Annotated in this window: 25 protein-coding genes and 1 pseudogene; 10 read left to right on the top strand and 16 right to left on the bottom strand. The window is 48.2% G+C overall.

Features of this window, described 5'->3' with window-relative positions:
* The first annotated feature begins 36 nt into the window (after positions 1 to 36).
* Positions 37 to 675 carry an Rv2732c family membrane protein gene (locus CIP100161_RS07365; RefSeq protein ID WP_155873213.1) on the top strand — a complete coding sequence of 213 codons (639 nt, stop codon included), beginning with the start codon at positions 37 to 39 and terminating at the stop codon, positions 673 to 675.
* Positions 676 to 683: 8 nt separating this feature from the next.
* On the opposite strand, the gene CIP100161_RS07360 is transcribed toward CIP100161_RS07365, so the two are convergent.
* Positions 684 to 1,808: a GNAT family N-acetyltransferase gene (locus tag CIP100161_RS07360; protein WP_155873211.1), complete on the bottom strand. Its 1,125-nt coding sequence runs from the start codon at positions 1,806 to 1,808 to the stop codon at positions 684 to 686.
* Positions 1,809 to 1,889: 81 nt separating this feature from the next.
* Complete coding sequence (locus CIP100161_RS07355) at positions 1,890 to 3,218, bottom strand: DUF349 domain-containing protein (RefSeq protein ID WP_155873209.1); 1,329 nt, start codon at positions 3,216 to 3,218, stop codon at positions 1,890 to 1,892.
* 198 nt (positions 3,219 to 3,416) lie between these two features.
* Between CIP100161_RS07355 and CIP100161_RS07350 the strand changes: the two genes are divergently transcribed.
* The 3 genes from CIP100161_RS07350 to dapF all read left to right on the top strand — a co-directional run bounded on the left by CIP100161_RS07350 (position 3,417) and on the right by dapF (position 5,974).
* Entirely contained in the window at positions 3,417 to 3,974 is a 558-nt protein-coding gene (locus CIP100161_RS07350; RefSeq protein ID WP_232053125.1) for a hypothetical protein, read from the top strand.
* A gap of 201 nt (positions 3,975 to 4,175) precedes the next feature.
* A complete protein-coding gene (gene miaA, locus CIP100161_RS07345; protein WP_155873207.1) occupies positions 4,176 to 5,084 on the top strand; it encodes a tRNA (adenosine(37)-N6)-dimethylallyltransferase MiaA in 909 nt (302 codons plus the stop codon).
* Positions 5,081 to 5,974, top strand: coding sequence for a diaminopimelate epimerase (gene dapF, locus CIP100161_RS07340; RefSeq protein ID WP_155873205.1), 894 nt, complete (start codon positions 5,081 to 5,083; stop codon positions 5,972 to 5,974). Before miaA ends, dapF begins: the two co-directional genes overlap by 4 nt.
* 8 nt (positions 5,975 to 5,982) lie before the next feature.
* On the opposite strand, the gene CIP100161_RS07335 is transcribed toward dapF, so the two are convergent.
* The gene (locus CIP100161_RS07335) at positions 5,983 to 6,507 is read right to left on the bottom strand and encodes a hypothetical protein (RefSeq protein WP_155874560.1); all 525 of its coding nucleotides are present in this window, start codon (positions 6,505 to 6,507) and stop codon (positions 5,983 to 5,985) included.
* A 76-nt stretch (positions 6,508 to 6,583) separates the two neighbouring features.
* Positions 6,584 to 7,333: a hypothetical protein gene (locus tag CIP100161_RS07330; RefSeq protein WP_155873203.1), complete on the bottom strand. Its 750-nt coding sequence runs from the start codon at positions 7,331 to 7,333 to the stop codon at positions 6,584 to 6,586.
* 144 nt (positions 7,334 to 7,477) lie between these two features.
* Between CIP100161_RS07330 and hflX the strand changes: the two genes are divergently transcribed.
* Together hflX and CIP100161_RS07320 are read left to right on the top strand one after the other, a co-directional pair.
* Positions 7,478 to 9,088 carry a GTPase HflX gene (gene hflX / locus CIP100161_RS07325; protein WP_155873201.1) on the top strand — a complete coding sequence of 537 codons (1,611 nt, stop codon included), beginning with the start codon at positions 7,478 to 7,480 and terminating at the stop codon, positions 9,086 to 9,088.
* A gap of 82 nt (positions 9,089 to 9,170) precedes the next feature.
* Entirely contained in the window at positions 9,171 to 10,457 is a 1,287-nt protein-coding gene (locus tag CIP100161_RS07320) for a uracil-xanthine permease family protein (RefSeq protein ID WP_155873199.1), read from the top strand.
* 66 nt (positions 10,458 to 10,523) lie between these two features.
* On the opposite strand, the gene CIP100161_RS07315 is transcribed toward CIP100161_RS07320, so the two are convergent.
* From CIP100161_RS07315 to CIP100161_RS07270, 9 genes and pseudogenes are all read right to left on the bottom strand, one after another.
* Positions 10,524 to 11,189, bottom strand: a complete 666-nt coding sequence (locus CIP100161_RS07315; protein ID WP_155873197.1) for an FMN reductase — start codon at positions 11,187 to 11,189, stop codon at positions 10,524 to 10,526.
* Between the two features lie 58 nt (positions 11,190 to 11,247).
* Positions 11,248 to 12,366 (bottom strand): CE1758 family FMN-dependent luciferase-like monooxygenase, encoded by a 1,119-nt coding sequence (locus tag CIP100161_RS07310; protein ID WP_155873195.1) that lies wholly within the window; start codon positions 12,364 to 12,366, stop codon positions 11,248 to 11,250.
* Positions 12,367 to 12,529: 163 nt separating this feature from the next.
* Entirely contained in the window at positions 12,530 to 12,796 is a 267-nt protein-coding gene (locus CIP100161_RS07305) for an HPr family phosphocarrier protein (protein WP_003851840.1), read from the bottom strand.
* Between the two features lie 342 nt (positions 12,797 to 13,138).
* Complete coding sequence (locus CIP100161_RS07300) at positions 13,139 to 13,420, bottom strand: hypothetical protein (protein WP_155873193.1); 282 nt, start codon at positions 13,418 to 13,420, stop codon at positions 13,139 to 13,141.
* 91 nt (positions 13,421 to 13,511) lie between these two features.
* Positions 13,512 to 13,679 carry a hypothetical protein gene (locus tag CIP100161_RS07295; RefSeq protein WP_155873191.1) on the bottom strand — a complete coding sequence of 56 codons (168 nt, stop codon included), beginning with the start codon at positions 13,677 to 13,679 and terminating at the stop codon, positions 13,512 to 13,514.
* 66 nt (positions 13,680 to 13,745) lie between these two features.
* Entirely contained in the window at positions 13,746 to 14,174 is a 429-nt protein-coding gene (locus CIP100161_RS07290) for a PTS sugar transporter subunit IIB (RefSeq protein ID WP_155873189.1), read from the bottom strand.
* A 95-nt stretch (positions 14,175 to 14,269) separates the two neighbouring features.
* A pseudogene (locus tag CIP100161_RS12575) lies at positions 14,270 to 14,793 on the bottom strand (PTS sugar transporter subunit IIA).
* Between the two features lie 34 nt (positions 14,794 to 14,827).
* A complete protein-coding gene (gene pfkB, locus CIP100161_RS07275; protein ID WP_155873184.1) occupies positions 14,828 to 15,793 on the bottom strand; it encodes a 1-phosphofructokinase in 966 nt (321 codons plus the stop codon).
* Entirely contained in the window at positions 15,790 to 16,593 is an 804-nt protein-coding gene (locus CIP100161_RS07270) for a DeoR/GlpR family DNA-binding transcription regulator (RefSeq protein ID WP_155873182.1), read from the bottom strand. Before CIP100161_RS07270 ends, pfkB begins: the two co-directional genes overlap by 4 nt.
* Positions 16,594 to 16,872: 279 nt before the next feature.
* Between CIP100161_RS07270 and ptsP the strand changes: the two genes are divergently transcribed.
* Complete coding sequence (gene ptsP / locus CIP100161_RS07265; protein ID WP_155873180.1) at positions 16,873 to 18,555, top strand: phosphoenolpyruvate--protein phosphotransferase; 1,683 nt, start codon at positions 16,873 to 16,875, stop codon at positions 18,553 to 18,555.
* A 90-nt stretch (positions 18,556 to 18,645) separates the two neighbouring features.
* On the opposite strand, the gene CIP100161_RS07260 is transcribed toward ptsP, so the two are convergent.
* The gene (locus CIP100161_RS07260; protein ID WP_155873178.1) at positions 18,646 to 19,422 is read right to left on the bottom strand and encodes a DeoR/GlpR family DNA-binding transcription regulator; all 777 of its coding nucleotides are present in this window, start codon (positions 19,420 to 19,422) and stop codon (positions 18,646 to 18,648) included.
* A 322-nt stretch (positions 19,423 to 19,744) separates the two neighbouring features.
* Positions 19,745 to 20,458, bottom strand: coding sequence for a transcriptional repressor LexA (gene lexA, locus CIP100161_RS07255; protein WP_155873176.1), 714 nt, complete (start codon positions 20,456 to 20,458; stop codon positions 19,745 to 19,747).
* Between the two features lie 340 nt (positions 20,459 to 20,798).
* Here lexA and CIP100161_RS07250 point away from each other — a divergent pair, with 340 nt between their 5' ends.
* Together CIP100161_RS07250 and nrdR are read left to right on the top strand one after the other, a co-directional pair.
* Positions 20,799 to 21,134, top strand: a complete 336-nt coding sequence (locus CIP100161_RS07250; protein WP_155873174.1) for a cell wall hydrolase — start codon at positions 20,799 to 20,801, stop codon at positions 21,132 to 21,134.
* A gap of 97 nt (positions 21,135 to 21,231) precedes the next feature.
* Entirely contained in the window at positions 21,232 to 21,687 is a 456-nt protein-coding gene (nrdR, locus tag CIP100161_RS07245) for a transcriptional regulator NrdR (RefSeq protein ID WP_003851822.1), read from the top strand.
* A 61-nt stretch (positions 21,688 to 21,748) separates the two neighbouring features.
* Here nrdR and hrpA read toward each other — a convergent pair whose 3' ends face one another.
* A complete protein-coding gene (gene hrpA / locus CIP100161_RS07240) occupies positions 21,749 to 25,693 on the bottom strand; it encodes an ATP-dependent RNA helicase HrpA (RefSeq protein WP_155873172.1) in 3,945 nt (1,314 codons plus the stop codon).
* Between the two features lie 136 nt (positions 25,694 to 25,829).
* Here hrpA and CIP100161_RS07235 point away from each other — a divergent pair, with 136 nt between their 5' ends.
* Positions 25,830 to 26,795: a hypothetical protein gene (locus CIP100161_RS07235; protein ID WP_155873170.1), complete on the top strand. Its 966-nt coding sequence runs from the start codon at positions 25,830 to 25,832 to the stop codon at positions 26,793 to 26,795.
* The last annotated feature ends 8 nt before the right edge of the window (positions 26,796 to 26,803 follow it).

Here is a 26,803-nt window from a genome sequence, read left to right as displayed (position 1 = left end):
GTAACCTAGAGCGGTAATAATTCTAAGGAGAAGAACATGAGCGAATCGTCCGGATCTACTACCGAACAGGAACTAAGAATCAAAGAGATTCGAGCTGCACGATTCGTTCATGTAGGGCGATTTCAATGGCGGTTAATTGGCGCGTGGGTGCTGTTTGCTGTGGGATTAGTTCTTCCGCATTCGGGAAACACCCAAGGATGGCAGGTACTGACTTTTTCTAGCATCGCAGCCGATTCTGGAGTAAAGCTTGCGGAATATATTTTCGTTCTTATCGGCTTTATCGCAGTGATTGTGTGTAACCTTTTTCTAATTCTGACGCGTCGAACAGTTGCCGCAAATATTGGATTTTTGCTCAGCGGTATTGCCTTGCTCATGTCATTATTTGCCATGTGGATGCGACTGCAGAGTAAAGAAAACGAAGGTTCCTCCGGAATCGGAATTGGCTTTGGAATCGAAATCATCGCAGTCGTGGTGTTGGTGTACGCTTTGTCTTTTCTAGTTTTTAGTAAGAGTGAAGAACAGCATCAGATCGAACACCTACGTGCAACTACGGAAGTAACTGATGAGGTCGCACTTGTGCAACGCGACCTCCAAAATCAGCGAAGGGGAGAGGAAAACCCATTGCTGATAGATACCCGCCGACGACAAGCTGCTGAAAAGCGTCGTTCGAAATAAAAAGGTTTTTAAAGAGTCAATTGCCAAATTTGGGTTGATGAAACTCGTTGAAAACCAAGGCGAGAGTTAATTGATCCCATGCGAGTGTTGTGCGAACTATAGTCGCTAAACACCCGTTTTACTTTTGGCCAGGTGTTGTGAATATTTTTTAGCCCAGCAGCTTTGACTTTTGTGCCATAACCCTGATTACGGTGATCGCGATCTACGATGGTTAGACCTTGTTCGGCGAGATCAGCACTGCTATTGCCTCGTTGCAATGCTTCGGATAAGGCAAGTACACTGCCAGAACTGTCACGTAGAATCGTAGTCAAAGTTCGATTCCCTCGCTCTTTATTTGCTGTGGCAGATTGTTGGAGGCGTCGTAAAGTCCATGGCTGTGGCTGTCGTAATAGATCGCCAGTTGGGATATCAGTATTTGATTGGTTGAGAAGTTCTAAAATTCCAGGGATGAGCTCATCTGGGAATACTGAATTCTCGTAACATTCAGTACGGATGCTACCCACGTGGTCTAAGACCAGCGGTATGACAACGTAACCGTGATTTTCTTCGTGTGCTAGGCGGTAGCCACGTTGCATTAACTGATTTATACAAAAACTTTGAGCACTCGTCGCTACTTTTCCGTAGGGAAGTTGCAAGTGAATAATAGAGCGACCCAATTCGATGGCAGTCTCTGAAAGGAGATCGAAACAACGCGTGAGTGCCTGTTGTGCCTCTTTATCTAGGTCTTCACCCTCGAGAGGCTGCAATTCTGCATCAAGAAGGATGCTTGCGGCAAGAACATCAGTATCAGCTGCTAAGTAGACTTCAGTTTCCACATAGGCAAGGGGATAGCCTGTAACTTCACAAGGAGAATCGCCAGTTGTAGAGGGAAGACTCAATAATGGATCTCCGTGTTTGACTTGATCTGGATTGTTCTCAACAGAAAATATTCCGAAGGTCCGAGAATATTGTGCGTAACTGCCTTGTAAAGCTGCTAGTACCGTAGTTGCTGAGCACGAGGTTGCGATATCGCCTGTAATGTCTTGAGCCGCCAGATTTGATGAAAATACGAATGACCGAAGCTCATCACTCGGTTCTACAAGAGAGATATTAGTAGATGGCTTCGGTCGCTGAAATTCGTATACGGCAAGCATGCATTGAGTGTATCAATGCGTACTTGACGTCAGAATTCAGACAGTTAACTGTACCGCGTACATGGTTGGCGAAATTACTACTTAGCGATTTTCGACGGCATTAATTGCGGCATCTGCCCATTCCTGCCACTGTTGGGCTTGAGCGCGAAGCTTCTCTGCTTTCTTGGCGTTACCTTTTGCCTCAGCTTCTGCAGCTTGAGCTGTAAATTCTTCTACTTTAGAAATGAATTGAGCTGCGCGTGCTTGAGCAGCAGGATCGGTGCGTCGCCACTGGGCATCGGCTGCTTCAGTAACACGTTTTTCCAAGTTGGCAATTTTTTCTTCGTATTCACGGACGCGATTACGTGGGACGTATCCGATAGCTTCCCACTTTTCTTGCAGCTCGCGAAGCTTTTCGCGGGCAGAATCTAGTCCTTGCGCAGGGTCAATCAATGGGGTGTACTCGTCGATAAGCGCGTCCTTTGCTTCGGCATTGGCGGCAAACTCGCGGTCACGTTGATCGTTAACAGCATTACGGGCGTTGAAGAAGTAGTCTTGTGCTCCCTTAAACGCTGCCCAAAGTTTGTCGTCAACATCTCGTGGGGCACGACCTGCTGCCTTCCATTCGTTCATAAGCTCCTTGAACGCATGAGCAGTATCGTTCCAATCTGTAGATTCTTTGAGGACGTTTGCTTTTTCGACGAGTTCCTCTTTAACTCGGCGGGCTGCAGCACGGCCGCGATCAAGCTCGGCAAAGTGTGAGCCGCGACGGCGATTAAAAGCGTCGCGTGCACGAGAGTAGAGTTTCCAAAGTTCATCGTCTGTTTTGCGGTCGATTCCCTTGATAGTTTTCCACTCATCAAGAATCTCGCGAATGCGATCGCCTGCGACTTTCCAGTCGGTAGATTTTTCGGCGATTTCCTCAGCTTCAGCAACAAGTTTTTGTTTTTGTTTGATTGCTTTTTCTCGCAGTTGCTGTTTCAGCTCGCGCGCTTTTTCTCCAGCAGAGTCTGCTCCATCAATGATGGAATCAAGGCGTTTTTCCAAGGAATCGAGATCGCCAATTACCGCAGCGTCGTCCAGCCCATCACGAATTTCTCCAGCTTTTTCTTTGATATGTGATGCATCGTTCGGATGAGACTTAAGACGAGACTCCAAGAGTGCTACTTCGGTAGCAAGATCTTCGAATCGATGAATGTAATGTTGAAGTCCTTCTTCAGGGGTACCGGCCTGCCATGAACCAATCTTTTTTGTTTCGCCACCGCGAATCAAATAAACCGTTCCATCGTCGTCAACATGACCAAAAGCACGGGCTTGGTTCATCGCGGATACATTGGGGGCTACGACTTTACGTGCAGCGTGAGCTCCAGGACGTGGGCCTGGAACAGCTCCTGGGCGAGGACCTGGCTTGGGGGTGTGCGGAGTGCTCATGACAGGTGGGTTCCTTACTTACTCTAGAGTGCCGCGCGGCGCGGCGCCATGTTCGATCAACAATTCAATTACTTTGACATGCTATCTGGCAAAGCTGTGGGCCACCTGAAAAGGCGGCTGAATTCCACTCCACTAAACTTACCGTGTTGCAGATTAAAGTGTTTGAGTATTACGGACATTATCGAGTAAGGAATAGCTGTGGGATCGGAAATCGATGTGATTCAAAGCATGTATATCACTGACCCTACGCGGATTCTCTTAGTTCCTAGCGGCCCAGTCCTAGTTACCGAACTTTCACCATTTGAGCCAGTCAGTCAGCTCATGAGGACTGCTATAGATGGCATACTGCACGAATTGAACCCGAAGACTATCCGGATCATTTTTTCTTTACGTGATACGGAGTACACAGCGCATACGGGTTCGTTTCGAGCATGGGGCGGAAGAGAAACTGCCGTATCAACCGGAAATTACCTACCAGAGTTGATCGCACGGTTTTTAATAGGTAGATATCTCGAGCGCAATCCCAACGTCGAAGTGCTCACAGGATCTGGACTAGGAGATGCTGAGCCGCATGAGCTTATTATCTACCCTATAGACGGCCCCGCTGCGCTAACCCAACGTGCAGCACTAGGCTTTAATTCGAAGGCTGCGGAATTTCACGATGCGATGGTGAAATGTATATCGCATGCTAATAATAAACGCCACCGTAGAACCAACGTGGTTGCAGTCGGCGACAAAAACAACTTCCGAAGATGATCTATCCCGTGCAGGGGTGGTTAATCCTTCGCAATGGCTAGAGCTATTCCAGTACTCTTATTCATCGGTTCAATTACTGGTGTCGGATTCGACTTTAGGAGTGGGCAGATACGTGGCGTTATTACAGCCTTGCTATTGAATCGAATAATCTGCTGCGTCATTTTCTGAGGAAACAAAATCAAAGAAAGGCAATCCGATTGTATGGATAATCCCACCACACCCATTGCGGTTGTTGGACCGACTGCTTCAGGTAAGTCTGCGCTCGGAGTAGCATTAGCTCATCATTTCAATGGCGAGGTAGTAAACGTCGATTCGATGCAGCTTTATAAAGGCATGGATATCGGTACTGCCAAGCTCACACTTGAGGAACGCGAAGGCATCGTGCATCACTTGCTTGATGTGTGGGATATCTCTGATACTGCGTCGGTTGCGCGTTATCAAAGCCAAGCGATTGCAGTGGTAGAAGACATTCAACGCCGTGGCAAGACCCCCATTTTAGTTGGCGGATCTATGCTTTATGTGCAATCGCTTGTCGACGATTGGCAGTTCCCGCCCACTGATCCCTCCGTGCGCGCGAAATGGGAAACAAAACTTAATGAGGTTGGCGTCGAAGCGCTTCACGCAATATTGGCGAAAAAAGATCCTCAAGCAGCTAGAATCATCGAGCTTAAGGACCCTCGTCGAACTGTACGGGCGTTAGAAGTTATTGAGTTGACGGGAAAACCCTTCAACGCAAGTCAGCCTCCTAAGGATGCCCCGCCACGTTGGAATACCCAGATTATTGGGTTAGAGACCAATGCAGAGTGGCTTAACCCGCGAATCGATCTTCGTACAGAGCTGATGTTTGAGAAAGGATTCGTCCACGAGGTAGAAAATCTCGTAGGAGAAGGCCTTATAGCTGATTCGACTGCTGGCCGTGCAATTGGGTATGCGCAAGTACTTCAAAATTTTGCCGGAGAACTAAGCGTCGATGAGATGATTGAGCACACTAAAATCGGAACTCGTCGCTACGTACGCAGGCAACGAAGCTGGTTTAAACGTGATCCAAGGATCCATTGGATCGATGCGAGCGGAGATACTTGCTCTATGGCGTTATCATTGCTGGTATGACCTATATGAACGCTCACGATGCACAGTTGGCCTTCTATAAAGGGCACGGCACGGAAAACGATTTCGTTATCATCCCCGACTTAGATGCGAAAATTCAGCTCACACCAGATTTTATTGCTGCACTATGTGATCGCCGAAGTGGAATTGGTGGCGACGGACTTCTACGCGTAGCAACAGCTCAAGCGCTGCTTAATACAGGAGTTCTTACAGCCCTTCCAGATGGAGTAGCAGCGACCGATGTGTTTATGGATTACTACAATGCAGATGGATCAACTGCTCAAATGTGTGGTAATGGAACGCGAGTCTTTGCACATTGGGTACGAGCGCATGGGATTAAGGACGAAGACGAGTTTGTTGTAGGTACCCGCGCCGGGGCACGTTTTGTCAAAGTACGTAGCTTTGATGATTCACAGGCTGAAGTTACGGTTGCTATGGGATCGGCGGAAGTCACAGGCGTATCTACATGCACAATTGGGTCGCAACAATTCGCTGGTTTGGGCGTTGATATGGGTAACCCGCACCTAGCATGTGTTGTCCCTGGGTACAGTCGAGAAGATATTAAAAATCTTGATTTAGTCAAACCATCATTTGACTCGATGTTTTTCCCAGAAGGTGTAAACGTCGAAATCGCTACGCCTTTAGTTCAAGGCGTTACGCATATGCGTGTTTTTGAGCGAGGAGTTGGAGAAACTCGAAGCTGCGGAACTGGCACTGTGGCTACAGCTCGCGCGGCATTAGCTGATGCCGGATATGCCGATGGGGAAGTGGTTGTAGTGGTTCCAGGCGGTAAGGTCACGGTGACGATTCAGGGGGATGAATCAACTTTGACTGGGCCCTCACGAATCGTCGCCTCGGGAAATATCAATCTGGCCGGCTTGAAGAAAAACTAATCTGAAAGCTAGTTTTCAGTGTGCCGACGCGCGGCTTGGCGTGCGTCGGTCCACGCCTGCTGAAGTTGAGATGCTCTCTGATCGGTGATGTCGAGAAGTTTTTCTAACTGAGAGGTATTCAGAGACTTGTTGAGATGAAGACGTACACGTTGAATAAAGCGGTCTGAATTCGAAAGTAAATAGTGGAAACTTTCGATCTCAGGAACGGTACTAAAAGTATTGAGCAGTTCGGGGCGTTTTAGTGTGCGATCAGCAATACTGGAAGCATCTGATCCGTGTGCAAAGCGATTATATTGTTCCTCGATATCTTCGATATCTTCTACGGATAAGATGACTGATGACCGTAGAGAATCAATTTCTGCACGGTTGGGGCGATGATCGATCATGTAATAGATCGCGATAAAAAGGATAATGCTCAAGAAGATACCGGGCGTTTTGAGCAGCCAAATTAAGACACAACAAGAAAGAGCGATAACTAGATACGGCCACCAAGGCAGCCGCGAGGAATTTTCCAGTCCAGCAAATTCTGGCATAGTGTCTCGCTCCTTCCATCGAGTTGTGGCAATTACGATTTTGGCGGTAAATCCATGTGATTCGTTAAATGCAACCTTAGTGGCCGCAACCGCAGCCGCCGCAGCCGCCACCACCGCCGCATCCTCCACCTTGTGGGATAACGACGGATCCTACTAGCACTGCGTCTGCTTCTAGGATCATGTCACGTTCGGGAAGCGGCACGCTCGCGGGTAAGCAAATGTCAAAGGGGAAGTTTCCATCCACTGTTACATGAATGAATTGTTCCCCGGTAAGAGCGTTTGTGAGGTACTCCGCAGACAAAACTCGGGCAGCGAAATGTGCGGAAGCGTCTGGGGTGTTAGAGCCGTTTCCTTCTGCAACAATGGCAGCGCCATTACTGAGTAATTCTCCGAGGCGTCCGTTGGGATTGGCGGTTAGATACTCTGCCTCTGTGGCATGTAGTGCGACATTATACGCTAATGCTGTTACGCCGAGCTGCTGCCACCGTTGTTCAGGCTCGTCGACCAGAAGAGGACCTTGGGCCAAATTACAGGTAATGGATGTGATGGATTCTCCGTTGTAGTCCACGATGTCACACAACGCAAGAACATCATTAATCATACTGACGTGGGCAAAGGTCATAGTTGTGGATTGGAATCCAGCGAAAGTAGCAAACGGTTCGACGGCCAAGATATTAATGTTTGCACCAGACTCATCGGTGTATTGGATGAGTTGTCCACCGCGTACTTCTCCTGTAACAGTGAGATTGTCCGTGGCAATTGCTGCTTCGACGGCATCTTGCCATTTATCGAAGGTCATTCCGATGCTGAGGAGGTCATTGCTCATAATCTACGATTGTAACTTCTATCGTCCAGAACTCGGGCATCGAGACGGCTTCTTGTAGGTGGGTGAATAAAGTGTTCGCTGTCAGCGAGAATCCCCGTAAAAGGTGGCCGCACCATCAAGAAACTGGAAGAATGTGTAACAACGATGACAAACAATACTTTTAAAAACTCGGAATCTAGCGCACAGTCTCACATTCTTGCTGTTCAAGGAGGCAAAACCTATAGCTCACATGATGAGCTTTTGGCGCGTGCGTTTAGCGATCATAAACCTGTGACTCGCTCTGCGGATGAGGGCGAGGATTTTACTGGCTTGATTGCGACAAAAGCGGTGTCGGAAGAGCATATGAATGTGGCTGACCACACACCGACTGTCGGTGAATTAGATCTTGAAGCTCGATCGAGTTTAAGGTCGTTGACGCGTGGTTCAGAGATCCATGCGACAGATCAGGACGACGGCTATGACGTGGAATATCGTAAGTTGCGATTGGAACGTGTCATCCTAGTCGGGGTGTGGACTAAGGGCACGACTGCAGAGATCGAAGCAAATATGAATGAATTGGCTTCGCTGGCGGAGACCGCTGGTGCAGACGTGGTCGAAGTGTTGTACCAAAAGCGTGATAAGCCCGATCCGGGTACTTATATCGGTTCCGGCAAGGTGTCTGAGCTCAAGGAAATAGTGGCGTCGACAGGCGTCGATACGGTTATTTGCGACGGTGAGTTATCGCCGAGTCAGATGATTGCGTTGGAAAAAGCCCTCGATGTCAAAGTCATTGATCGCACAATGCTGATCTTGGACATTTTTGCTCAACATGCGAAATCCAAAGAAGGCAAAGCCCAAGTGAGCTTGGCTCAGATGGAGTACCTCATTACTCGAGTTCGTGGTTGGGGTGGCGCGCTATCGCGTCAGGCTGGTGGTCGTGCCGGCTCCAATGGCGGCGTTGGTCTTCGTGGCCCTGGTGAGACAAAAATCGAAGCCGATCGGCGACGCTTACGTTCTGATATGGCTAAACTGCGCAAAGAGATCGCGGGTATGAAGACGGCTCGTGAGGTTAAACGGTCGCAGCGAAAGCAGTCAACGATTCCTCAAATCGCCATTGCTGGGTATACGAATGCTGGAAAATCTTCACTCATCAACGCTATGACCGGCGCTGGTGTTTTGGTAGAAGATGCATTGTTCGCAACATTGGATCCAACAACACGACGTGCGGAGCTTGCAGATGGTCGCGCGGTGGTGTTTACCGATACGGTCGGCTTTGTGCGTCACCTTCCGACTCAATTAGTGGAGTCGTTTAGATCCACTTTGGAAGAAGTCGTTGATGCTGATCTGGTCCTTCATGTTGTTGATGGGTCTGATCCATTTCCTCTCAAACAAATCGAAGCCGTTAATACGGTGGTATCGGAAATCGTTCGTGAGCTTAAAGTAGATGCACCGCCGGAGATTATTGTGGTCAACAAAATTGACCAAGCTGACCCATTAGTTTTGGCTGAACTGCGTCACGCTCTTGATGATGTAGTCTTCGTATCTGCGAAGACTACAGAAGGAATACCCGAGTTAGAAATGCGGGTAGAACAGTTTCTTAATACCCTCGATACTCATGTACGCTTGCTCGTTCCTTACACTCGTGGAGATATCGTGTCACGTCTTCACAGCAATGGCACGGTTCTCAGTGAAGAATATGAAGCAGAAGGCACGCTTATCGACGTTCGGTTACCGGCTGCTATCGCGGCGGAACTTAGTGAGCTACGAGTCGATTAAGCATCTGACTCCATCCGCAATGGGGTAGCCCCATGGCGTTGTATTTGTTTTATTTCGTGTTTGGGAGCCATAATGAGGTTTCGTGAGTACAGCATCTTGGGGTTGGACCCTACACGGAGATGGCAAGACCATCGCATCGGGCGCAGTTGTTGCGCCTGAAGAAAGGCTCAGTTGGAGCCGAACCATAGGCATTGGAATGCAACATGTGATCGCTATGTTTGGCGCTACATTGTTGGTTCCAACCCTCACTGGATTTCCTGTAAACACCACCTTGCTATTCTCCGGAATTAGCACGATGGTGTTTCTTCTTATTACGAGGAATCGCCTTCCTTCGTACTTGGGAAGTTCCTTTGGATTTATTGCGCCTTTGATGGCTTCTCAAGGAGAGGGGATTGGTGTACAACTCGGTGGCGTTGTTGCTACTGGCCTGGCCTTAATTCTTGTGGGATTTATTGTTAAAGCCGCAGGCAGGAAAGTAATTGATTTGGTCATGCCTCCCGCAGTGACCGGTGCCATCGTTGCTTTGATTGGTCTCAACTTAGCTCCAAGTGCAGCTGGAAACTTTCAAACTCAGCCATTAGTTGCGGGTGTAACATTAGCGAGCATTTTGCTGTTTACGGTTGCCGGGCGTGGCATGGTTGCTCGCCTAGGAATTCTTATTGGTGTGATCATTGGTTGGGTTTTTGCAGCTATAACCGGCAATCTTGCTGAAGGTGCGAGCGATAGTATTCGGGAGGCGGCTTGGATTGGTTTCCCACAATTTCATACGCCAGAATTCACAACACACGCTATTTTAGTAACGCTGCCAGTGGTTATTGTTTTGATTGCTGAAAACGTCGGACATGTTAAAGCCGTGGGCGAAATGACTGGGCGTAACCTCGATGATTTGGCTGGCGATGCCCTAATTGCGGACGGTATCGGAACAACTTTTGCAGGTGCATTCGGTGGCTCAGGAACAACGACATATGCCGAAAATATCGGTGTCATGGCGGCTACCAAAGTCTATTCCACAGCGGCATACTGGGTAGCAGCACTTACAGCTGTGGTGCTTGCCTTCATTCCAAAATTTGGAGCCCTAATTTTTACTATTCCAACTGGTGTTCTTGGTGGTGCTGCATTAGTTCTTTATGGATTGATCGGCATGCTTGGCGTTCGTATCTGGCAAGACAACAAGGTTAACTTCAATAACCCAGTTAATCTCACAGCAGCAGCTGTGGCGCTTATCGCCGGTATCGGTAATCTCACCTTAATGATTGGTGGAATCGAGCTTCAAGGAATCGCTTGGGGCTCAATGGGTATTATCGTCTTCTATCCTGTATTCAAGTGGTTGTACCTTCGTGTAGGCGAAGGAAACAACGCACGTTTCTAATAAAAACGATTGCGCCCGAAAACCTGCAGGTTTTCGGGCGCAATCGTTTTTATGTAGGTAACGTATTTAACCGCTATGTCCCTTGAGCATATCTTCAAAATTTGTCAATTCGTCCAAAGGGTCGGAACCGGAATGACGTTTACGAACGTTTTGTCCTTCGGCAGTGACGCCACCTAGTCCACCAACGTTGCCGGATTCCTCGACAATGAGGCTTGCAAGTTCTCCTGCAGCACGAGCGATTCGCTTATTGAATTCCGCTCCTTCTGGGCCTCCGAAATCTTCGGTAGCTGCAAAAACTCCAGTGGGGACTACCACCGCCCGCATATAAGACAACAATGGACGTAGCGCATAATCGAGGACCAAAGAATGTCGCGCAGTACCAGCTGTAGCAGCGATGACCGTGGGCATACCGGTCAACGCATCGGTATCAAGTACGTCGAAGAACATTTTGAATAAACCGGTGTAGCTAGCTTTAAAGACAGGCGTCGCTACAACGAGTCCATCTGAAGCCGAAAGAGCTGACGTAATCTCTTCTAATTTGGTCGTGTGTACCCCAGTCGTCATAGCTGTCATGAGATCTGGGATAAGTTCACTTAGCTCGATAGTCGAAACACTGAGGGCTTCGCCGCGGGCAGAAACCGCTGCGGTTACAGCTTCAGATATTGAGTCTGCGATCTGGCGGGTTGATGAAGGAGTGCTAAGACCTGCGGAAATGACTGTCAGTGTACGCATAATGTATTTTTACCTTCTCCTTTCACGTTTATCCAAGGAAGCCTGATGGTCCGTACACCTATTTTGCGGATGCTTTACCTGGTTCGACTAAAAAGTGCGGGTGCTCCGGATTGGCTTTGAGGAACGAGTGACTTGGAGGATCAGATGGAACATGGTCAGGCCGACGTTCTTCCATGCGACGACGAAGCTCGGGAACAACTTGGGTGCCTAAGATTTCGATTTGGCTAAGAACAACTTCAAGGGGTAACCCAGCGTGGTCGATAAGGAAGAGCTGACGCTGATAGTCACCAACCCAATCAGCGAACTGCATAGTACGTTCGATGACTTGTTCAACAGTGCCAACTGTCAAAGGTGTAAGTTCTGTGAACTCTTCAAGGCTTGGACCGTGCCCATAAACTGGTGCATTGTCAAAGTAAGGGCGGAAGAATTTCTTTGCTTCTGCCTCAGTCTCACCGATAAATACTTGGCCACCGAGTCCAACGATGGCTTGATCTGCGCGACCGTGTCCGTATTTTTCAAATCGTTGGCGGTAAATATTGACCATTTGAGCAGTGTGCTCTTTATTCCAGAAAATATTGTTATGGAAGAATCCATCGCCATAAAACGCTGCTTGTTCGGCGATCTGCACAGATCGAATTGATCCATGCCATACGAATGGGGGAACGTTGTCCAGCGGTGCTGGAGTAGATGTGTAGTTCTGTAGTGGAGTGCGGAATTCGCCCTTCCAATTCACCACAGGTTCACGCCATAGCTTACGGAGTAGATGGTAGTTCTCGACAGCTAGTGGGATGCCTTTTCGGATATCTTTGCCAAACCATGGGTAAACGGGGCCGGTGTTTCCGCTCCCCATCATTAGGTCTACGCGTCCACCAGAAAGGTGCTGTAAAAAGGCATAGTCTTCTGCGATTTTTACAGGATCATTGGTGGTGATCAGCGTGGTAGATGTTGATAGCTGAATATTCTTGGTTTGTGCTGCAATATAAGCCAAATGCGTCGTAGGGGAGGACGGTACAAATGGCGGATTGTGGTGTTCGCCAGTTGCAAATACATCAAGGCCTACTTCTTCAGCCTTTAATGCAATTTGTGTCATTGCGTTGATGCGATCGTGTTCGCTGGGAGTAACTCCGGTGGTGGGATCTGTCGTAACGTCACCGATGGTGAAAATGCCGAATTGCATGATATTTTTCCTTTTGAATGGGTATTCGTGATCTAACATCCACAATCATATATGACATGTCAACAACAGTCAATGTTTTCTATCTAGACTGGAGCCAAAGGGGCGTGGATAAATAAAAAGAGGAGAACAAAAGTTCTCCTCTTGATAATGGTGGCGGCGTTGCTTAAACGGCGTCGAGATCCTTTTCGATCAATGCTGCGATCTTCTCAACAGCCTCAGGGTTTTCGGAGGTGACAGTAACCTTATCGCCCTTCTCTGCACCCAAAGCCATGATCATGAGAGATGAGGCTGCATCGGTCTCATCATCGTCTTCGCCTTCGATGGTGAGGAAGATATCCTCATCAAATTCACCGGCTGCCTCTGCAATGATCGACGCTGGGCGTGCATGCAGGCCGACGGAGGATCCGACAGAAACGGTCTTGGAAGCCATGAATTGGTGTCCTTTCATTTAGCTGTTCGCAGCATCATATCGAAGCTCACGTTACGCGAACAGTGCGATTTTATTACGTACCTCGAGCAACGATGCTGTACTGCAGCATAGCAGTGGCATCGGTTACCTCTGACACCCCGTGCCAGTTTGAGAGCACCTGTGTCCGATTCTATTCTGAATGTTTATTTTTCGCCATCAAACGGGCACAAAAGCAATAGCGATTGATGTCTTTTAGAACACGTCGTTTAAGCCACCGTATTGTCTTTACTGTACGAAGTCGTGGAGATTGGAACAGGTCAAATCCGCTTCAGCAGAATTACGATGAGAGCGGAAATGATCACTTCAATGAGTAAAGCTAAGAGGAATGTCTACGCTGGGGATATTGCAAAGAGCACAAAAATTCCGCCATGCGGAGCATGCGAGCCTGTCGAGTTCACTAGTGGAAAGACCTGCGGTAGCAAATAAATATGCGGCTTTATTTACTGGGCCGCCGAGATCAAAACGCATCATAAGTCCCAGCACAGCACCAAGAATGATGGCTGAAGAGCCAGATAGTCCTGCTAGCCAGTTTTGGAGGGCTAATAGCAATAGCGAAAGGGGTTTGCCCAAAACCAAGAGCATCATCAAAACAACGAAAAGACTGGAAATGAGTGAAACTATTATTACGGGGAATAAGCGACGAGATAAGTGTTGGAACCTGTCTCGTGGAAAACCATCATGCAAGCGTTCCAGACAGTAGGTCTGTGACTAACCCGACCAAAAATCCTGCGCCAACGAAGACTGACACTGCACCGCCAATAAAACCTGGAGCAATTCCTGAGCGTCCAGCGATAGCAAACGCAATGTATCCCGAAAGTGCCGCCACAATAAATTGCATCGACATTGAACCGATTGCAAAGGGCACTGCGCCAAGATAGAGCAAAAGGTCAGAACGTTGGAAATAATGGGATTACCCTGTAGCCGTATCGATGATCACATCGTGGCTGGGCAGATCGGTGCGCGAATGCTGGACGGCTATTGCCTGCCACCCGGTAGCTATGTCGTAGCCGCCTAAGAGAAATCCAAGGGCCAAGAGAAATCCGCCGGCTGCCACAAACGGATCCATGTAAGAAACACCGGTCATTGCAGCGTGGCGCATTTTTCTTTCTAAATCGTAGGCTGTGTCCGAAACACGATGAGTTGTCTGTGGCTGCGCTGCCGTATTCACTGGAGTATTTATGAGTGCAAGTGCGGCACTAAGGGTATCGTTTGGGTCGCGGATAGCCTGTCGTGGGCTGCATTTAAGGATTCGTTTTCCTTTGAATCGTTCCCGGTCGCGAACTCCAATATCGGTCGCAAAGATAACTACATCAGCTGAAGCAAGCGAATCCGCTGCCATATAGGTATGGGCGATCCCAGTAGGACATGTGGTTATTGCCGCGATCATTATGGGAGAACTCGGTGCATTATTCTGGCCATTCGCGGTTTGTGAATCTAGTGATGCAGAAATAATTTTTCTATCTGTGCAGGAGTAGTCGCAGTACGCAAGGATGCTGTGAATGATTCATTGATCAGCGCTCGTGCCAGGGTTGAAAGAATTTTAAGGTGAGCACTTTTCGCACTGGGCGGAACCGCAATGAGAAAGACTAAATCCACAGGGTTTTGGGGGTCGTCGAAAAGCACTTGTTCCCCTAGCGATGCAAAGCTATCACTGGATGCGTTACGGCTGACGTCCTGCAATGTGGAATCGCAACGCCTTGGGGGAGTGCGGTGCTGCCAGATTCTTCGCGTGCGAGGGTATCAGTAATCAGCGTGTCGACGTTGTCCGTAACTCCAGCAGTTTTCATCACATGACAAAGCTCCGTGATGATTGATATCTTATCGCCGCTCCAAGCGGGTTGGATGGCGATAAGAGAACTGTCGATGAGCCCTAGAAGGCATGGGGTCTGTACATGTCCTTGAATGCGTAGGTTTAGTTTGTTACCAATAGGAAATCTAAAGACACATGAGTGTAACAATAGAAGTTGACACTGGGTGGAAAGCGGGGATGAGTTAGGGGAGGGGTGTGACAGATGTGTGATCGACGTCAATTTGGTGAGGGTATGGCATGTGAGTCCCTGCAAAACTAGCAGCGGCTGCGCCGTAAGCGACAGCCTGAGTTAGGCATTTTTCCGGAGGCAGCCCTTCTTCAGAAGCAAGAATAAAACCCGCCAAGGAGGCGTCACCAGCTCCCACTGTAGAAAGCACAGTAATAGGTGGGGGTGCAGCTTTCCATGCATTATCTTTTGTGACTAATACAGCGCCAGCGGCTCCCAGGGTTACGAGCACCTTTTCGACCCCTTGGAGGATCGCTTTTCGAGCTGCACAGACAACGGGCTCGAAGTTTCCTTGTGCTGCTTCTTTTTCTAAAGCATATCCATCAACTCCGACGAGTTGACCAAGTTCCATGCCATTAGGTTTTATTAGTGACAATGCGCAGTGGCCAAACGATTCACCAACTTTTTGTAGTGGCACATCGGAAGTATCAATTGCGATTCGTAGTGAGGGGTGGCGAGAATTGAGCAATTTTGTCACATGTACATACCAGTCAGTAGGGACTCCTGGAGGTAATGAACCCGCGAGAACTGCCCAAGAGCAACCTGCCGCGCGTTCTAGGAGATTTTTCTCTAAGGCTTGCAACTCGTCTTCGTAGATTTGCGGGCCTTGAATATTGAGCTTTGTGGTTGTGCCGTCAGGCTCAGTTACTGTCGTGTTTATTCGCACTTCACCGCGAATTGTCACTCTTTGTGCTGGGATTTGCGACTCACGTATCAGTCTATTAAAAGGATCATCCGGATGGGCTGGGTAAAGAGCTACGGTGTCCGCCTGTGCCTTTGTTAAAGCGACAGCAACGTTTATCCCCTTTCCTCCTGCAACAGTTTGTACACCTGACAAACGTTGTACTTCGCCTCGAGTAAGTACGGAATCCAGCTGGAGGGTCTTATCGATGCTGGGATTTGGGGTAAACGTCAGAATCACGGGATCACCACTTGTAAATTCGGTTCGCCGAGCTGGCGGGAAAGCTGAGGAGGAGAATTGCGATCAGTAACAACAAAGTCGACCTCTGCGAGCTGTGCAAAACTGACTGCCGAACTATGTCCGATTTTTCCGGAATCGCAGAGAATGACAGACGTTTGTGCATGGGCGATCATCTCGTGCTTTACCTTGGCCTCACGCTCATCTGAAGTTGTAAAACCTTTGTGCGGGTCAATCCCGTTAGTGCCTAAAAAGGCGATATCTGCTCGCATAGAGTGCAACGTTTCTATGGCGTGGGGACCAACAATTGCCTGGGTGCGTGCCTTTACAAAACCGCCGACCATGATTACATCGGGAACACCGGCACTACTTAACGTTCTTGCGACGTTCGGCGAAGTGGTAACGACGAGCCAATTTTGTCCTAAGTATGTACGGGCTAAAACGTTGGCAAAAGTTTCTGTAGTTGAACCGGCATCTATAAAGATTGATGCTTCAGGGCCAGGAATAAGTGATAGAGCAGTTAATGCGATGCTTTGCTTGCGTCGCTGCGATTGATGAATTGGCAGATCATCGTCATCGTCTACAGCGAGCACATCGACGTTAAGCTTGGGGCTACCGGAAACAGCTCCTCCGTGAACACGTCGAAGGAGTCCCTGTTGCTCTAGACTTTTCAGGTCGCGCCTGATGGTTTCAGGTGTAACATCAAATTGCTGAGCTAGCTGCGTTACACTTGATCGTCCTGTTTCATTGGTGAGCGAAACGATGGTTGTTTGGCGCAGATTTACTTCTTCTACGGTAGCCACCTTCACTCCTTCATTGAACCAAGAGTTCTTCTTACCCCCAATAGAATTTTTGAGGGCATATTGCAGTTATGTAACGGTAAAAGTCTTTCGTTTCATGGCGTAGCGCCTTGAATGCGCCATGCAAACAAAATATTTGAACTTACACCAAATTTATGCCCACTTCTTTCTGCATGTCAACATTTGCTTGTTGGTTTGGTTGCGGAAATGTTGATTTTGTGGTGATGTAGAAGTGGTATTGACTACTCCCGTGAGGATAGGTGGCGAACGTTGAATAACGTGATGACAGACACAATTATTAAGGGTACTGGCGTAGTTTCCGGTGTCCGTTATGCCAAAGCCGTGTGGATTAGCCCGCGGCCACAGCTTCCCCAGGCAGGAGAGGTTGTTGACGAAGCTGATCGTGCTCAACAGTTAGATAACTTCGTTGCAGCGGCAGATGCTGTGGCACAACGCCTTCTTGATCGTTCCGAACATGCCGAGGGGGCAGCGTCGGAGGTGCTAAAAGCTACTGCAGGAATGGTCAAAGACCGCGGCTGGCAGAAGGCCGTCAAGAAGGGCATTCAAGGCGGACACCCAGCTGAGTATGCAGTTGTTGCTGCGACCACCAAGTTTGTTTCAATGTTTGAGGCAGCTGGCGGAGTAATGGCGGAGCGTACGACAGACCTTCGCGATATTCGCGATCGTGTGATTGCTGAGCTACGAGGAGATCTTGAACCTGGACTTCCAGATGTTCATGAGCACGTTGTGCTTTTCGCCGATGATCTTTCCCCCGCAGATACCGCAGCCTTGAATACCGACTATTTTGTCGGTCTTGTAACTGAATTGGGTGGTCCAACCAGCCACACCGCGATTATTGCACGCCAGCTCAATGTTCCGTGCATTGTCGCAGCCGGTGAGAAAATTCACAAGATTGAAGTGGGCGCAGACGTGCTTATCGACGGTGCATTGGGCACCGTAACTCTCGATGCAGACCCTGAAACCGCTCGTGCAGCTGAATTGGAATCGCGCATGCTAGCTGAGCGCATCGCGCAGTGGAAAGGACCAGCCGAAACTAAGGACGGTCATCGAGTGCAGCTACTTGCGAACGTACAAGACGGAAAAGCTGCACGGATCGCTGCAACGGAGAGTCAGGCTGAAGGTATTGGTTTGTTCCGTACTGAAATGTGTTTCTTGACCGCTACAGAAGAACCAAGCGTTGATGAACAAGCGGCTGTCTACAAAAAAGTTTTGGAACAATTTCCAGATTCCAAGGTTGTTGTTCGTTCGCTAGATGCAGGTTCTGACAAACCAGTTGCCTTTGCCTCTATGGCCGACGAGATGAATCCTGCTCTGGGTGTTCGCGGTCTTCGCGTAGCCCGTGCTAATGAGTCATTGTTGACTCGCCAGTTGGACGCTATCGCACAAGCCGCTCATGAGCTTGGTCGAGATGAGAATTCCCCAACTTGGGTTATGGCGCCTATGGTGGCCACAGCGCGAGAAGCACGCTGGTTCGCAGGGCTTTGCGCAGAACGAGGGCTAACCGCTGGTGCAATGATTGAGGTCCCTGCAGCGTCGCTAATGGCAGATAAGCTCATGCCATATCTAGATTTCGTCTCTATTGGTACTAATGATCTCACGCAGTACACCATGGCAGCAGACAGAATGTCTCCTCAGCTTGCGTATCTGACAGATCCATGGCAGCCCGCAGTGTTGCGTTTGATTAAGCACACTTGTGAAGAGGGCAAACGTTTTAACACCGCTGTGGGCGTGTGTGGCGAGGCAGCAGCAGACCCATTGTTGGCATGTGTCCTTACAGGTTTAGGCGTCAATTCGCTGTCGGCTGCATCGACAGCGATCGCTGGTGTGGGTGCACAATTAGCATCTGTTGATTTTGAAACATGTGTTCGTGCTGCAGAGGCAGCTGTCAATGCAGAAGGCGCAATCGATGCACGAGCCGCTGTGCGTAAGGTATTGCAGCCTTAAGCTCGAGCAATGCTAATGAAGGGGGCGGAAAGAACAACAGTTCTTTCCGCCCCCTTCATTAAGTAGAGCAGAAAATTTAAGAGATTCAAGCTAGGCGATAATGACTTCCACATCACGGTCGCGCAGTGCTTTCACAAAGCTCTCAGGGGCGTTAGCATCAGTGATGATGACATCAATATCAGAAATAGATCCAAAACTTACCAAATAATCAGTACCCATTTTGGTCGAATCGCACAAAACAACAACTTTATGTGCATTAGTAATCATTGCAGATTTAATAGCAGCCTCTTGTGAATCTGCAGTCGATAGTCCGTGATCGATTGTCAACGCGTTTGTGCCGATGAAGGCAACATCGGCTCTCATCAGCGCTAGGGTGCGAAGCGCAGTATCACCAACGACAGCTTGAGTAATGGCCCTGACACTGCCTCCGAGGAGTTGGATTTCATCAAGGCCGGAATTTGCCAAGGTAAGGGCAATTGACAAGCTATTGGTAACGATGGACCAGTGCTTTGCAAAAGGTTGGGCTGCGAGTAACTCGGCCAATGCTGCGGTGGTCGTTCCGGCATCAAGGAACAGACCCCCCTGAGCCTCAGGAAGATAGCTTAGGGCTGCGTGTGCGATTGAGTTTTTAGCTCCAGACGCAGAGCGTGAACGCGTATCCAAGCTAAATTCGGTAGTTTGAAATGTTTGGTTTGCGACAGCTCCGCCGTGCACGCGGTGGACCACTCCTTCTCTATCTAGGACTGCTAAATCCCTACGGATAGTCTCAGCTGTCACGTCGAAGCGTGCTGCTAGCTCTGTAACGTTGACGCGGCCTTCAACTGCGGTCAATGAGGCAATTTGCCTGCGGCGCTCCTCGGAATACATTGGTTTGACCTTTCGTGGATCAATACATCGGGCAAAGCCGAGATTAAGGACTTTTGGTTTTTGTATTTATCTTCCTTCTATCTTTTCATGCAAAAACCAAAAATGTGCGGTCTAGAGTAAAGAAAATTCCCACAACCGGACATGAAACAAACGAATTAGAGGTGAAAACTAACGTAAACAGCGTTTGGTTCAAGAAAAATAAAAAAGTGTGATCTTATACGGAAAATCAGATTCTAGGCCCCTTTGGGGGTGTGTAATGCGTAAACCCCCTGTATTTGAACAAAAATACAGGGGGTTTAGAGTTTCTAACCGAAGGGGCAAATTAGAGTTTCCGGAGGATAGAAACTACTTTTCCCATGATTTCTGCGTGTTCAGCCGGAATGGGATCGAATGCGTCGTTGTGGGGTAAAAGCCATACGCCAGACGAATCTGAGTGGAATTCTTTTACCGTTGCTTCACCTTCAATAAGTGCGGCGACAAATTCCCCTTGTTCTGCAACGGGCTGGGAGCGGACGATAACCCAGTCGTGATGCAGGATCCCCGCATCGCGCATAGATTCACCCTCTACTTGGAGCATGAAAAGATCACCGTCTCCGACGATTTCGGAGGGGAAGGGGAAGTAACCGTCTACGTTCTCTTCGGCGAGAATTGGATTGCCCGCCGCAATGGAACCAACTATCGGTACAAAGCTGGTGGGCGAAGTTTCCGCCGGATCGGGACTTATTGCAACTGTAGACTTTTTAGGCCCTGGTTTACGGCCGGGCTTTGAAGGAATCGGGTCGGGAAGCGCACGAACATCAACTGCGCGTGGCTTATTAGGGTCTCTGCGAAGGTAACCCTTCTTTTCCAACTCTTTAAGTTGATAGGCGACGGATGACGTAGATTGCAAGCCTGCAGCATCACCAATTTCTCTAATGCTCGGGGGGTAGCCACGGAGAGAAACTGCATCGGTGATGACTTCTAAAATTCGACGTTGTCGTTCGGAAAGTTTTCCTATTTGGTTCTTCTTGTTAGAAGATGAATCCTTTGCTGGCATAAGACTTATTTCCTCAAAGTAATCGTGATTTGTTGTGATTTATTTGCGAATAACGTATCAGCAGTGTTCGAAAGGGCTGCCATAATGATCAGGGGGGATGATCGGGCAACGTAGAGGTGATAATCGCCTACCACGTTTCATTGGGCTACTGAAAACATTACCGCATTTCGAAAAAATCCTACACATTTGTTCGAAATATTCTTAAGATGTTGACAAGTTTGTTCGAACGAGTATCATTGAGCACGTAGTAAAATCGAACATGTTGTCGATAGGGTGTTTCTGATGTAGTGGATTACTTGTACCGTTGGCGTTTGTTCAAATTGAAAGATGTGAGGGAAGTATGTCTATTTCTTATGTTTTACCAGCGTCGAAATCACATGATGCACGTCGTGTTGAGGTTGGTCCTGCTTCGGAAATGTGGGATATTTCAGAGTTTACTTCAACTGTAAGTGAACAAAGTGTTCGAACTTTAAGTTATGTAGGTCCTTATGGGGAAGGGCAAGAAAGCAAACCTCATTTGAATGAGGAAGCATCGCAGAGCTTTGGGCATAAGGTTCGTAATGCCCTAATCGGTGCATTGTTAGGTCTAATTGTTGCTACTTCTTTTATTACGGTAGATGGGATGATGCATCCTGAGGAAATGGCTAGTGTGGGCTCAAGCGCGGTAACAAAGTAATGAAAGACTGCGCTGTATTAGATTTCCGCGCTATTTCGGGGCACGCTATAAGATGTGAGAGTCTGTTTTAGTAACCAAGAATGAGCGGGGTTGTGTCGTGTACTGTCCTTTTTGTCATAATGATCAGTCTCGTGTGATCGACTCTCGTGTGATTGATTCAGGTTCAGCGATTAGAAGACGTCGCGAATGTACACAGTGTAAGAACCGGTTTACTACAGTTGAAAAAGCGCAACTCTTAGTGGTCAAACGCAATGGGCTTACTGAGCCTTTTAGTAGGGAAAAGGTTATCGTAGGCGTCCGTCGTGCATGCCAAGGCCGAGATGTAAGTGATGATGCATTGAAACGGCTTGCGCAGCAAGTAGAAGAGCGAGTTCGTTTGCATGGCAGCTCACAGATTCATGCTAACGAGATAGGTCTTGCCATTTTGGAGCCACTGCGGGAACTAGATGAAGTAGCTTATCTGCGGTTTGCATCAGTATATAAATCGTTTGAAAGCGCTGATGATTTCGAATCTGAGATTCGGTTGATGCGACGACGGGATAGATCGAATTAGCCTCAAGAAAATAAGCAGTGGTTCCTACTTTCTGCTCTACAAGAGTAGGAACCACTGCTTATTAAAGAGCTTCAATGAGCTTATGGATCTTTCGTTCCGATACTTTTTCTGCAGTACCTAGTCTCTGAGCAAAAAGACTAACCCGTAACTCTTGAATTTTCCACGCAATATCGTTGATTTTCGATTTTGGAATTCCACCACGATTGGCCTTCGCATAGAGGGCATTTTCAAGTCTATTAATAACCTGCTGTAGTTCCGCATCCTTATAAGAATCTCGGCTCATTGAATCCAATCGAATGGTTATAGCTTCGCAAAGCCGCGGTAGTCGCGTGAGATGACGAATTCCATGATGCGATACTGCAAACGGGGGGAGCAGGAAATCTAATTGCCGACTGATGTCGTTGATGGCGTCGCCTTCCCAGTGTGCAACCTCGTCTTTAGTCTTGAGATAGCAATTGATAGCAGGGGCTAATTGCACGACGGCTTGACGCGTCAGCCCCGGCACTTTGGGGGTAATTTCCTTTTTAAGCACATCAAATTCTTCTGGAGAACGTACCGGCCCGCCACGTTCGATTAGTAGGTCACGAATGACCGCTGCTTTGACATCTTGTACTAATCCGTTACTACTACCGTGAGGATAGTTCTCAACTGCAACACGTTGTTGAAGAGGCAACCCGTTAAGCATTTTCTGGGTGTTAATATTTGATGCCTTCATTAGCATCGCTAACGTTGCCGTCAGCATGGACGCGTCAGCTTCGGCACGTGTAGGTTTGGCCTCGACTGAGAATCCTTGTTTTCCTATTACTAAGGCGGGATACGTCTTGATGAGTTGTCCGTCTACTTTTGTGGAAACTTCTTCAGGAATCTTTCCTAGGGTTGAGGATGTCCAAGTTGTGACGGCGCTTTGGTGCACTGCTTTTCCTATTTTGAGTGCAGACGCACGAATTTTATTTTTTTGACGGGTTTTAAGACGCACAAGATTCTTATCTTTATCGATTACCTTTCCGTGTTTGTCTATTGCTGCGAATGTAATCCGTAAATGATCTGGGAGCACTGATAAATCAAAGTCCTCTGCTTCGATCCCCGTAATTCCGGCGTCTTTGAGCGCATTCGCTATAGCCTGAGTAAGCGGTCCTTTTCGGAACGAAATCCGTGGCTGAATCAGATTCGCATAGTTCGGAGCCGGAACAATTTTTTTTCGTAGATGTTTGGGAAGTGTTTTTAAAGAAGCAGTCAGCAGCTCTTGGATAAAACCGGGAACAAGCCATTCGAAACCACTTTCCTCAAGTGACGCAAGATATGGAACTGGGACGTTGACTGTAACTCCGTCGTCAGGATGGCCAGGTTCAAAACGATAAAGGAGTTCTAGCTCTACACCGTTGTCGTACCAACTATCTGGATACCGTTCTGCATTAACTTCTTCAGCGCTATCAGAAATAAGTTTGTCAGGATCAAAATCGAGTAAATCAGGTTTCTGCGTGCGTGTTTTCTTCCACCAATGATCAAACGCTCGGGTAGAAACGACAGATTGTGGGAGCCGATCATTGTAAAACTCATACAGGGTATCTTCGGTTACTACGATATCGCGTCGCCTTGCTTTTTCCTCCAAGGTATTTGCAGCTTTTAGTTTCTGCATATTGTTTTTGAAAAAGCTGTGATGGGTAGTCCATTGCCCATTAATTAAAGCTTCACGGATGAAGATCTCGCGTGCGCCAACGGCATCGATGGTAGCTAGATTGATCAGTCGGTCGACAACGATCGGCACTCCATAGAGCGTTGAACGCTGGTAAACCATCGCTGCACCACGTTTGAGAGACCAATGTGGCTCCGAATATTGGTGTTTGAGCAAGTTTTGTGCCAGAGGTTCGACCCAACGTGGATCTATTGCAGCGACGTCGCGCGCCCATAGCCTTGACGTTTCGACGAGCTCTCCAGCCATAATAAATTGTGGAGGTTTCTTCGCAAGACTTGAACCAGGAAAGACCATAAAACGCGTATTGCGGGCGCCTACAAATTCTCGGGAATCGCCTTCTTTGATGCCGATATGGGACAAAAGCCCCGCTAAGAGAGCTTGATGAATGCAATCGGTGTCGGTTGCATCCGACCATTCAAACGATTTCCAGCCGACCTGTTCGCCAATGGATTTTAGTTGGCGAACGAGATCAAACCATTCACGAATCCGCATATAGTGAAGAAACTCTTGTTGCATTGCCTTTTTAAATGCGTTTCCTGACAATTCATCGCGACGCTGATTGATGTACGTCCATAATTTGAGATAGCTGGAAAAGTCGCTTTGAGAATCTTTGAATCGAGCGTGGAGTTGATCTGCTTGCGCCTGATAGTCAAGAGGCCGCTCGCGCACGTCTTGAATTGACAGCGCAGCTACAACCACCATGACATGGGCGAGACAGCCTAGTTTTTCTGCTTCGATGAGCATTCTGCCTAGTCGTGGATCGAGTGGAATTCTGGCAAGTGTCGTGCCGATTGTTGTTAACCGTGGAAGATCAGTCCGCGTATCCGTTGTGGTTAATGCACCGAGTTCGTGCAGCAACAGTATTCCGTCACGGATCGATTTGGTATCGGGTGCTTGGATGAAGGGGAAATCGTCAATATGGCCCAAGCGTAGTGAGGCCATTTGCAGAATCACGTTGGCTAAATTTGTTCTCAGAATTTCTGGATCGGTGAATTCAGGGCGTGAGAGAAAGTCCTCTTCGGAGTACAACCGAATCGCAATACCATCGGCGACACGTCCACAGCGGCCGGAACGTTGACGAGCGCTGGCCTGAGAAATCGGCTCGATGGGTAGGCGTTGTACTTTTGTACGACTGGAATATCGAGATATGCGTGCTGTACCTAGATCGACAACAAAGTGAATACCTGGGACAGTCAGTGATGTTTCAGCAATATTTGTTGCAAGAACAATTCGGCGCCCAGCATGTGGCGTAAACACTTTATGTTGTTCTTGGTTAGACAGTCGACCAAATAGCGGCGTGACTTCAACGTTTCGCCATCGTTGTTCTTTTATAGCGTCCATGGCGTCACGAATATCTGATTCGCCGGCAAAGAAACAGAGGATGTCACCGTCGCCGTAGCTCATAAGCTCCTTAATGGCGCTGATTAGGCCGTCGATGGGGTCGACGTCGATAAGCGACGTACCATCTTCAAGCTGGAGGGGGCGATAAAGTACTTCCACTGGGTAGGTTCGCCCGGACACTTCAATAATCGGTGCTGGTGTACCATTCTCGTCCGAAAAATGGCGCGCGAATCGTTCAGGATCAATGGTTGCCGATGTGATGATGACTTTTAGATCTGGACGCTTAGGAAGTAACTGTTTGAGATATCCAAGGATGAAATCGATATTCAGACTTCGTTCGTGTGCCTCGTCAATGATGATTGTGTCGTAAGCATTGAGGTAACGATCACGTTGCATTTCTGCCAGTAAAATACCGTCTGTCATAAGCTTGATAGACGTACTGGGGGAGACACGATCGTCGAAGCGAATCGCGTAACCAATAGATTTACCGATTGGCTGATCTAATTCGTCTGCAATACGTTCGGCAACCGTTCGTGCGGCTAATCGACGTGGCTGCGTGTGCCCAATTAAGCCAGTAATTCCGCGTCCCAAATCAAGACATATTTTAGGAATCTGAGTAGTTTTACCGGAACCTGTTTCGCCAGCGATGATGACGACTTGGTTTTCTTGGATCGCGGCAGCGATTTCGTCCCGTTGTGAACTAACTGGGAGATTGTCCGGATAGGAGATAACTGGGATACTGCTGCGTCGTTTTTCAATTGAGTTAAGCGCTGTTGCGAGGTCCTGCGCAATAGCTTCTAAAGCCCGCGTGCTGTGCGCTTTAGTGATACGGCGCTCAAAAGACCGGTGGAGGGCAGGCCCCAAATCTGATAATTGGGACATACATGATGCTTTTAACTCTTTAACTTCTGGTGAATCTTGAGTCGTTGGTTTTACGCGTCGGTTAGAGTGCTTTAGATTCCGTTTGCCCATAATGAACACATAGTTTAGTGCTCAATAGGGAGTAACAGTAATGCAACAATTGGGGCTAGTTACTGGAGTGCGAAAAACGGTTCCAGTAAGGTCGGGCCTGTATTGAATAATTTTAGAGCCTCACGATAGGAGTGACATGACCACCCCTCGGAATCCTTTTGACCCTCAAGAAAATGAGTACGAACCTTACCCCTCTACTTCCCATCCAGAAGATCGTGGTTTTAACGTCCCAGCTGATGGATACCCCACCAGTTCGCCGCTAGGTAGTTATTCCGGTTCCTATGCAGGTTATGGCAGCGGTGCAAGTTCTGCGGGGGAGCAGAAGTACCATAAAGATCTTAAAGATCCGTTTGTAGAGCACGCCGGCAAGCCAGATATCTTCGCAGCGATAGAATACGGATTCCGAATTGTCTTCAAAAAGCCGCTATGGATACTAGGTGCCTTCCTGATACTTGCGGTTGTTGGAGCTGGGACCGCAACAGCAATGTATCTGTCTTTCGGAGCGAGTGGAGGATTTGAGGATCCTAGCGCAGTACCTGACCCCTCTACAGGAGGTACAGATTTTTTGGTTAATTTTGGATCCATATTGGTCGCAGCTTTTGGTATTCGCCTTGTGCTATTGCAGCTTGATGGTCTTCCTATCACCTTTGGTGAAGTCTTCACCAAAGCTCGTTGGCTTAAGACAACAGCGACGGAATTTTTAATATTCATATTGCTTCTTATTCCCCTGGGAATTAGCCTCGCGGTCCTTTTCGTCACGGCTTTTAACCTGCAAACAGGGGGAAGCTGGGTGCCATTTGTATTGGCACTCATGTTGATTCTTGTTGTTGCCACATTCATTTCACCATTTTTTACCTACGCTCCGTATTTCGTATGTGATGGACGTGCCTCGGTGATAGAAGGAATACGTCTTGGTTTTGTACAGGTTTCTAAAAACTATTGGCAAGCAGTGGGCTTTAGCGTTTTCAACTTCTTGATTTCTACATTCGGGTTGCTAATCACTCTTGGAATAGGCGCGATTATTATCGTTCCCGCCATGATGAATGCTCAGGCTCATATGTATAGGCAAATTGCTCAAGGAACGGTTCCGTTGAAAGCATAGGAAATAAG

This window comes from Corynebacterium rouxii, from assembly GCF_902702935.1.
GTDB classification, from domain to species: domain Bacteria; phylum Actinomycetota; class Actinomycetes; order Mycobacteriales; family Mycobacteriaceae; genus Corynebacterium; species Corynebacterium rouxii.
This window is presented reverse-complemented; position numbering and strand designations above follow the sequence as displayed.

Excerpts from the sequence above, each read along its gene's own strand:
- CIP100161_RS07235 (WP_155873170.1), top strand. The coding sequence starts at position 25,830 with ATGACCACCCCTCGGAATCCTTTTGACCCTCAAGAAAATGAGTACGAA.
- CIP100161_RS07355 (WP_155873209.1), bottom strand. The coding sequence starts at position 3,218 with ATGAGCACTCCGCACACCCCCAAGCCAGGTCCTCGCCCAGGAGCTGTT.
- CIP100161_RS07295 (WP_155873191.1), bottom strand. The coding sequence starts at position 13,679 with ATGTCGATGCAATTTATTGTGGCGGCACTTTCGGGATACATTGCGTTT.
- CIP100161_RS07290 (WP_155873189.1), bottom strand. The coding sequence starts at position 14,174 with ATGGCAGCGGATTCGCTTGCTTCAGCTGATGTAGTTATCTTTGCGACC.
- CIP100161_RS07360 (WP_155873211.1), bottom strand. The coding sequence starts at position 1,808 with ATGCTTGCCGTATACGAATTTCAGCGACCGAAGCCATCTACTAATATC.
- CIP100161_RS07260 (WP_155873178.1), bottom strand. The coding sequence starts at position 19,422 with ATGTATTCCGAGGAGCGCCGCAGGCAAATTGCCTCATTGACCGCAGTT.
- miaA (WP_155873207.1), top strand. The coding sequence starts at position 4,176 with ATGGATAATCCCACCACACCCATTGCGGTTGTTGGACCGACTGCTTCA.
- lexA (WP_155873176.1), bottom strand. The coding sequence starts at position 20,458 with ATGCCAGCAAAGGATTCATCTTCTAACAAGAAGAACCAAATAGGAAAA.
- CIP100161_RS07250 (WP_155873174.1), top strand. The coding sequence starts at position 20,799 with ATGTCTATTTCTTATGTTTTACCAGCGTCGAAATCACATGATGCACGT.
- hflX (WP_155873201.1), top strand. The coding sequence starts at position 7,478 with ATGACAAACAATACTTTTAAAAACTCGGAATCTAGCGCACAGTCTCAC.
- hrpA (WP_155873172.1), bottom strand. The coding sequence starts at position 25,693 with ATGGGCAAACGGAATCTAAAGCACTCTAACCGACGCGTAAAACCAACG.
- CIP100161_RS07335 (WP_155874560.1), bottom strand. The coding sequence starts at position 6,507 with ATGCCAGAATTTGCTGGACTGGAAAATTCCTCGCGGCTGCCTTGGTGG.
- CIP100161_RS07365 (WP_155873213.1), top strand. The coding sequence starts at position 37 with ATGAGCGAATCGTCCGGATCTACTACCGAACAGGAACTAAGAATCAAA.
- ptsP (WP_155873180.1), top strand. The coding sequence starts at position 16,873 with ATGACAGACACAATTATTAAGGGTACTGGCGTAGTTTCCGGTGTCCGT.
- dapF (WP_155873205.1), top strand. The coding sequence starts at position 5,081 with ATGACCTATATGAACGCTCACGATGCACAGTTGGCCTTCTATAAAGGG.
- CIP100161_RS07330 (WP_155873203.1), bottom strand. The coding sequence starts at position 7,333 with ATGAGCAATGACCTCCTCAGCATCGGAATGACCTTCGATAAATGGCAA.
- CIP100161_RS07305 (WP_003851840.1), bottom strand. The coding sequence starts at position 12,796 with ATGGCTTCCAAGACCGTTTCTGTCGGATCCTCCGTCGGCCTGCATGCA.
- CIP100161_RS07310 (WP_155873195.1), bottom strand. The coding sequence starts at position 12,366 with ATGCAATTCGGCATTTTCACCATCGGTGACGTTACGACAGATCCCACC.
- CIP100161_RS07315 (WP_155873197.1), bottom strand. The coding sequence starts at position 11,189 with ATGCGTACACTGACAGTCATTTCCGCAGGTCTTAGCACTCCTTCATCA.
- CIP100161_RS07300 (WP_155873193.1), bottom strand. The coding sequence starts at position 13,420 with ATGATGCTCTTGGTTTTGGGCAAACCCCTTTCGCTATTGCTATTAGCC.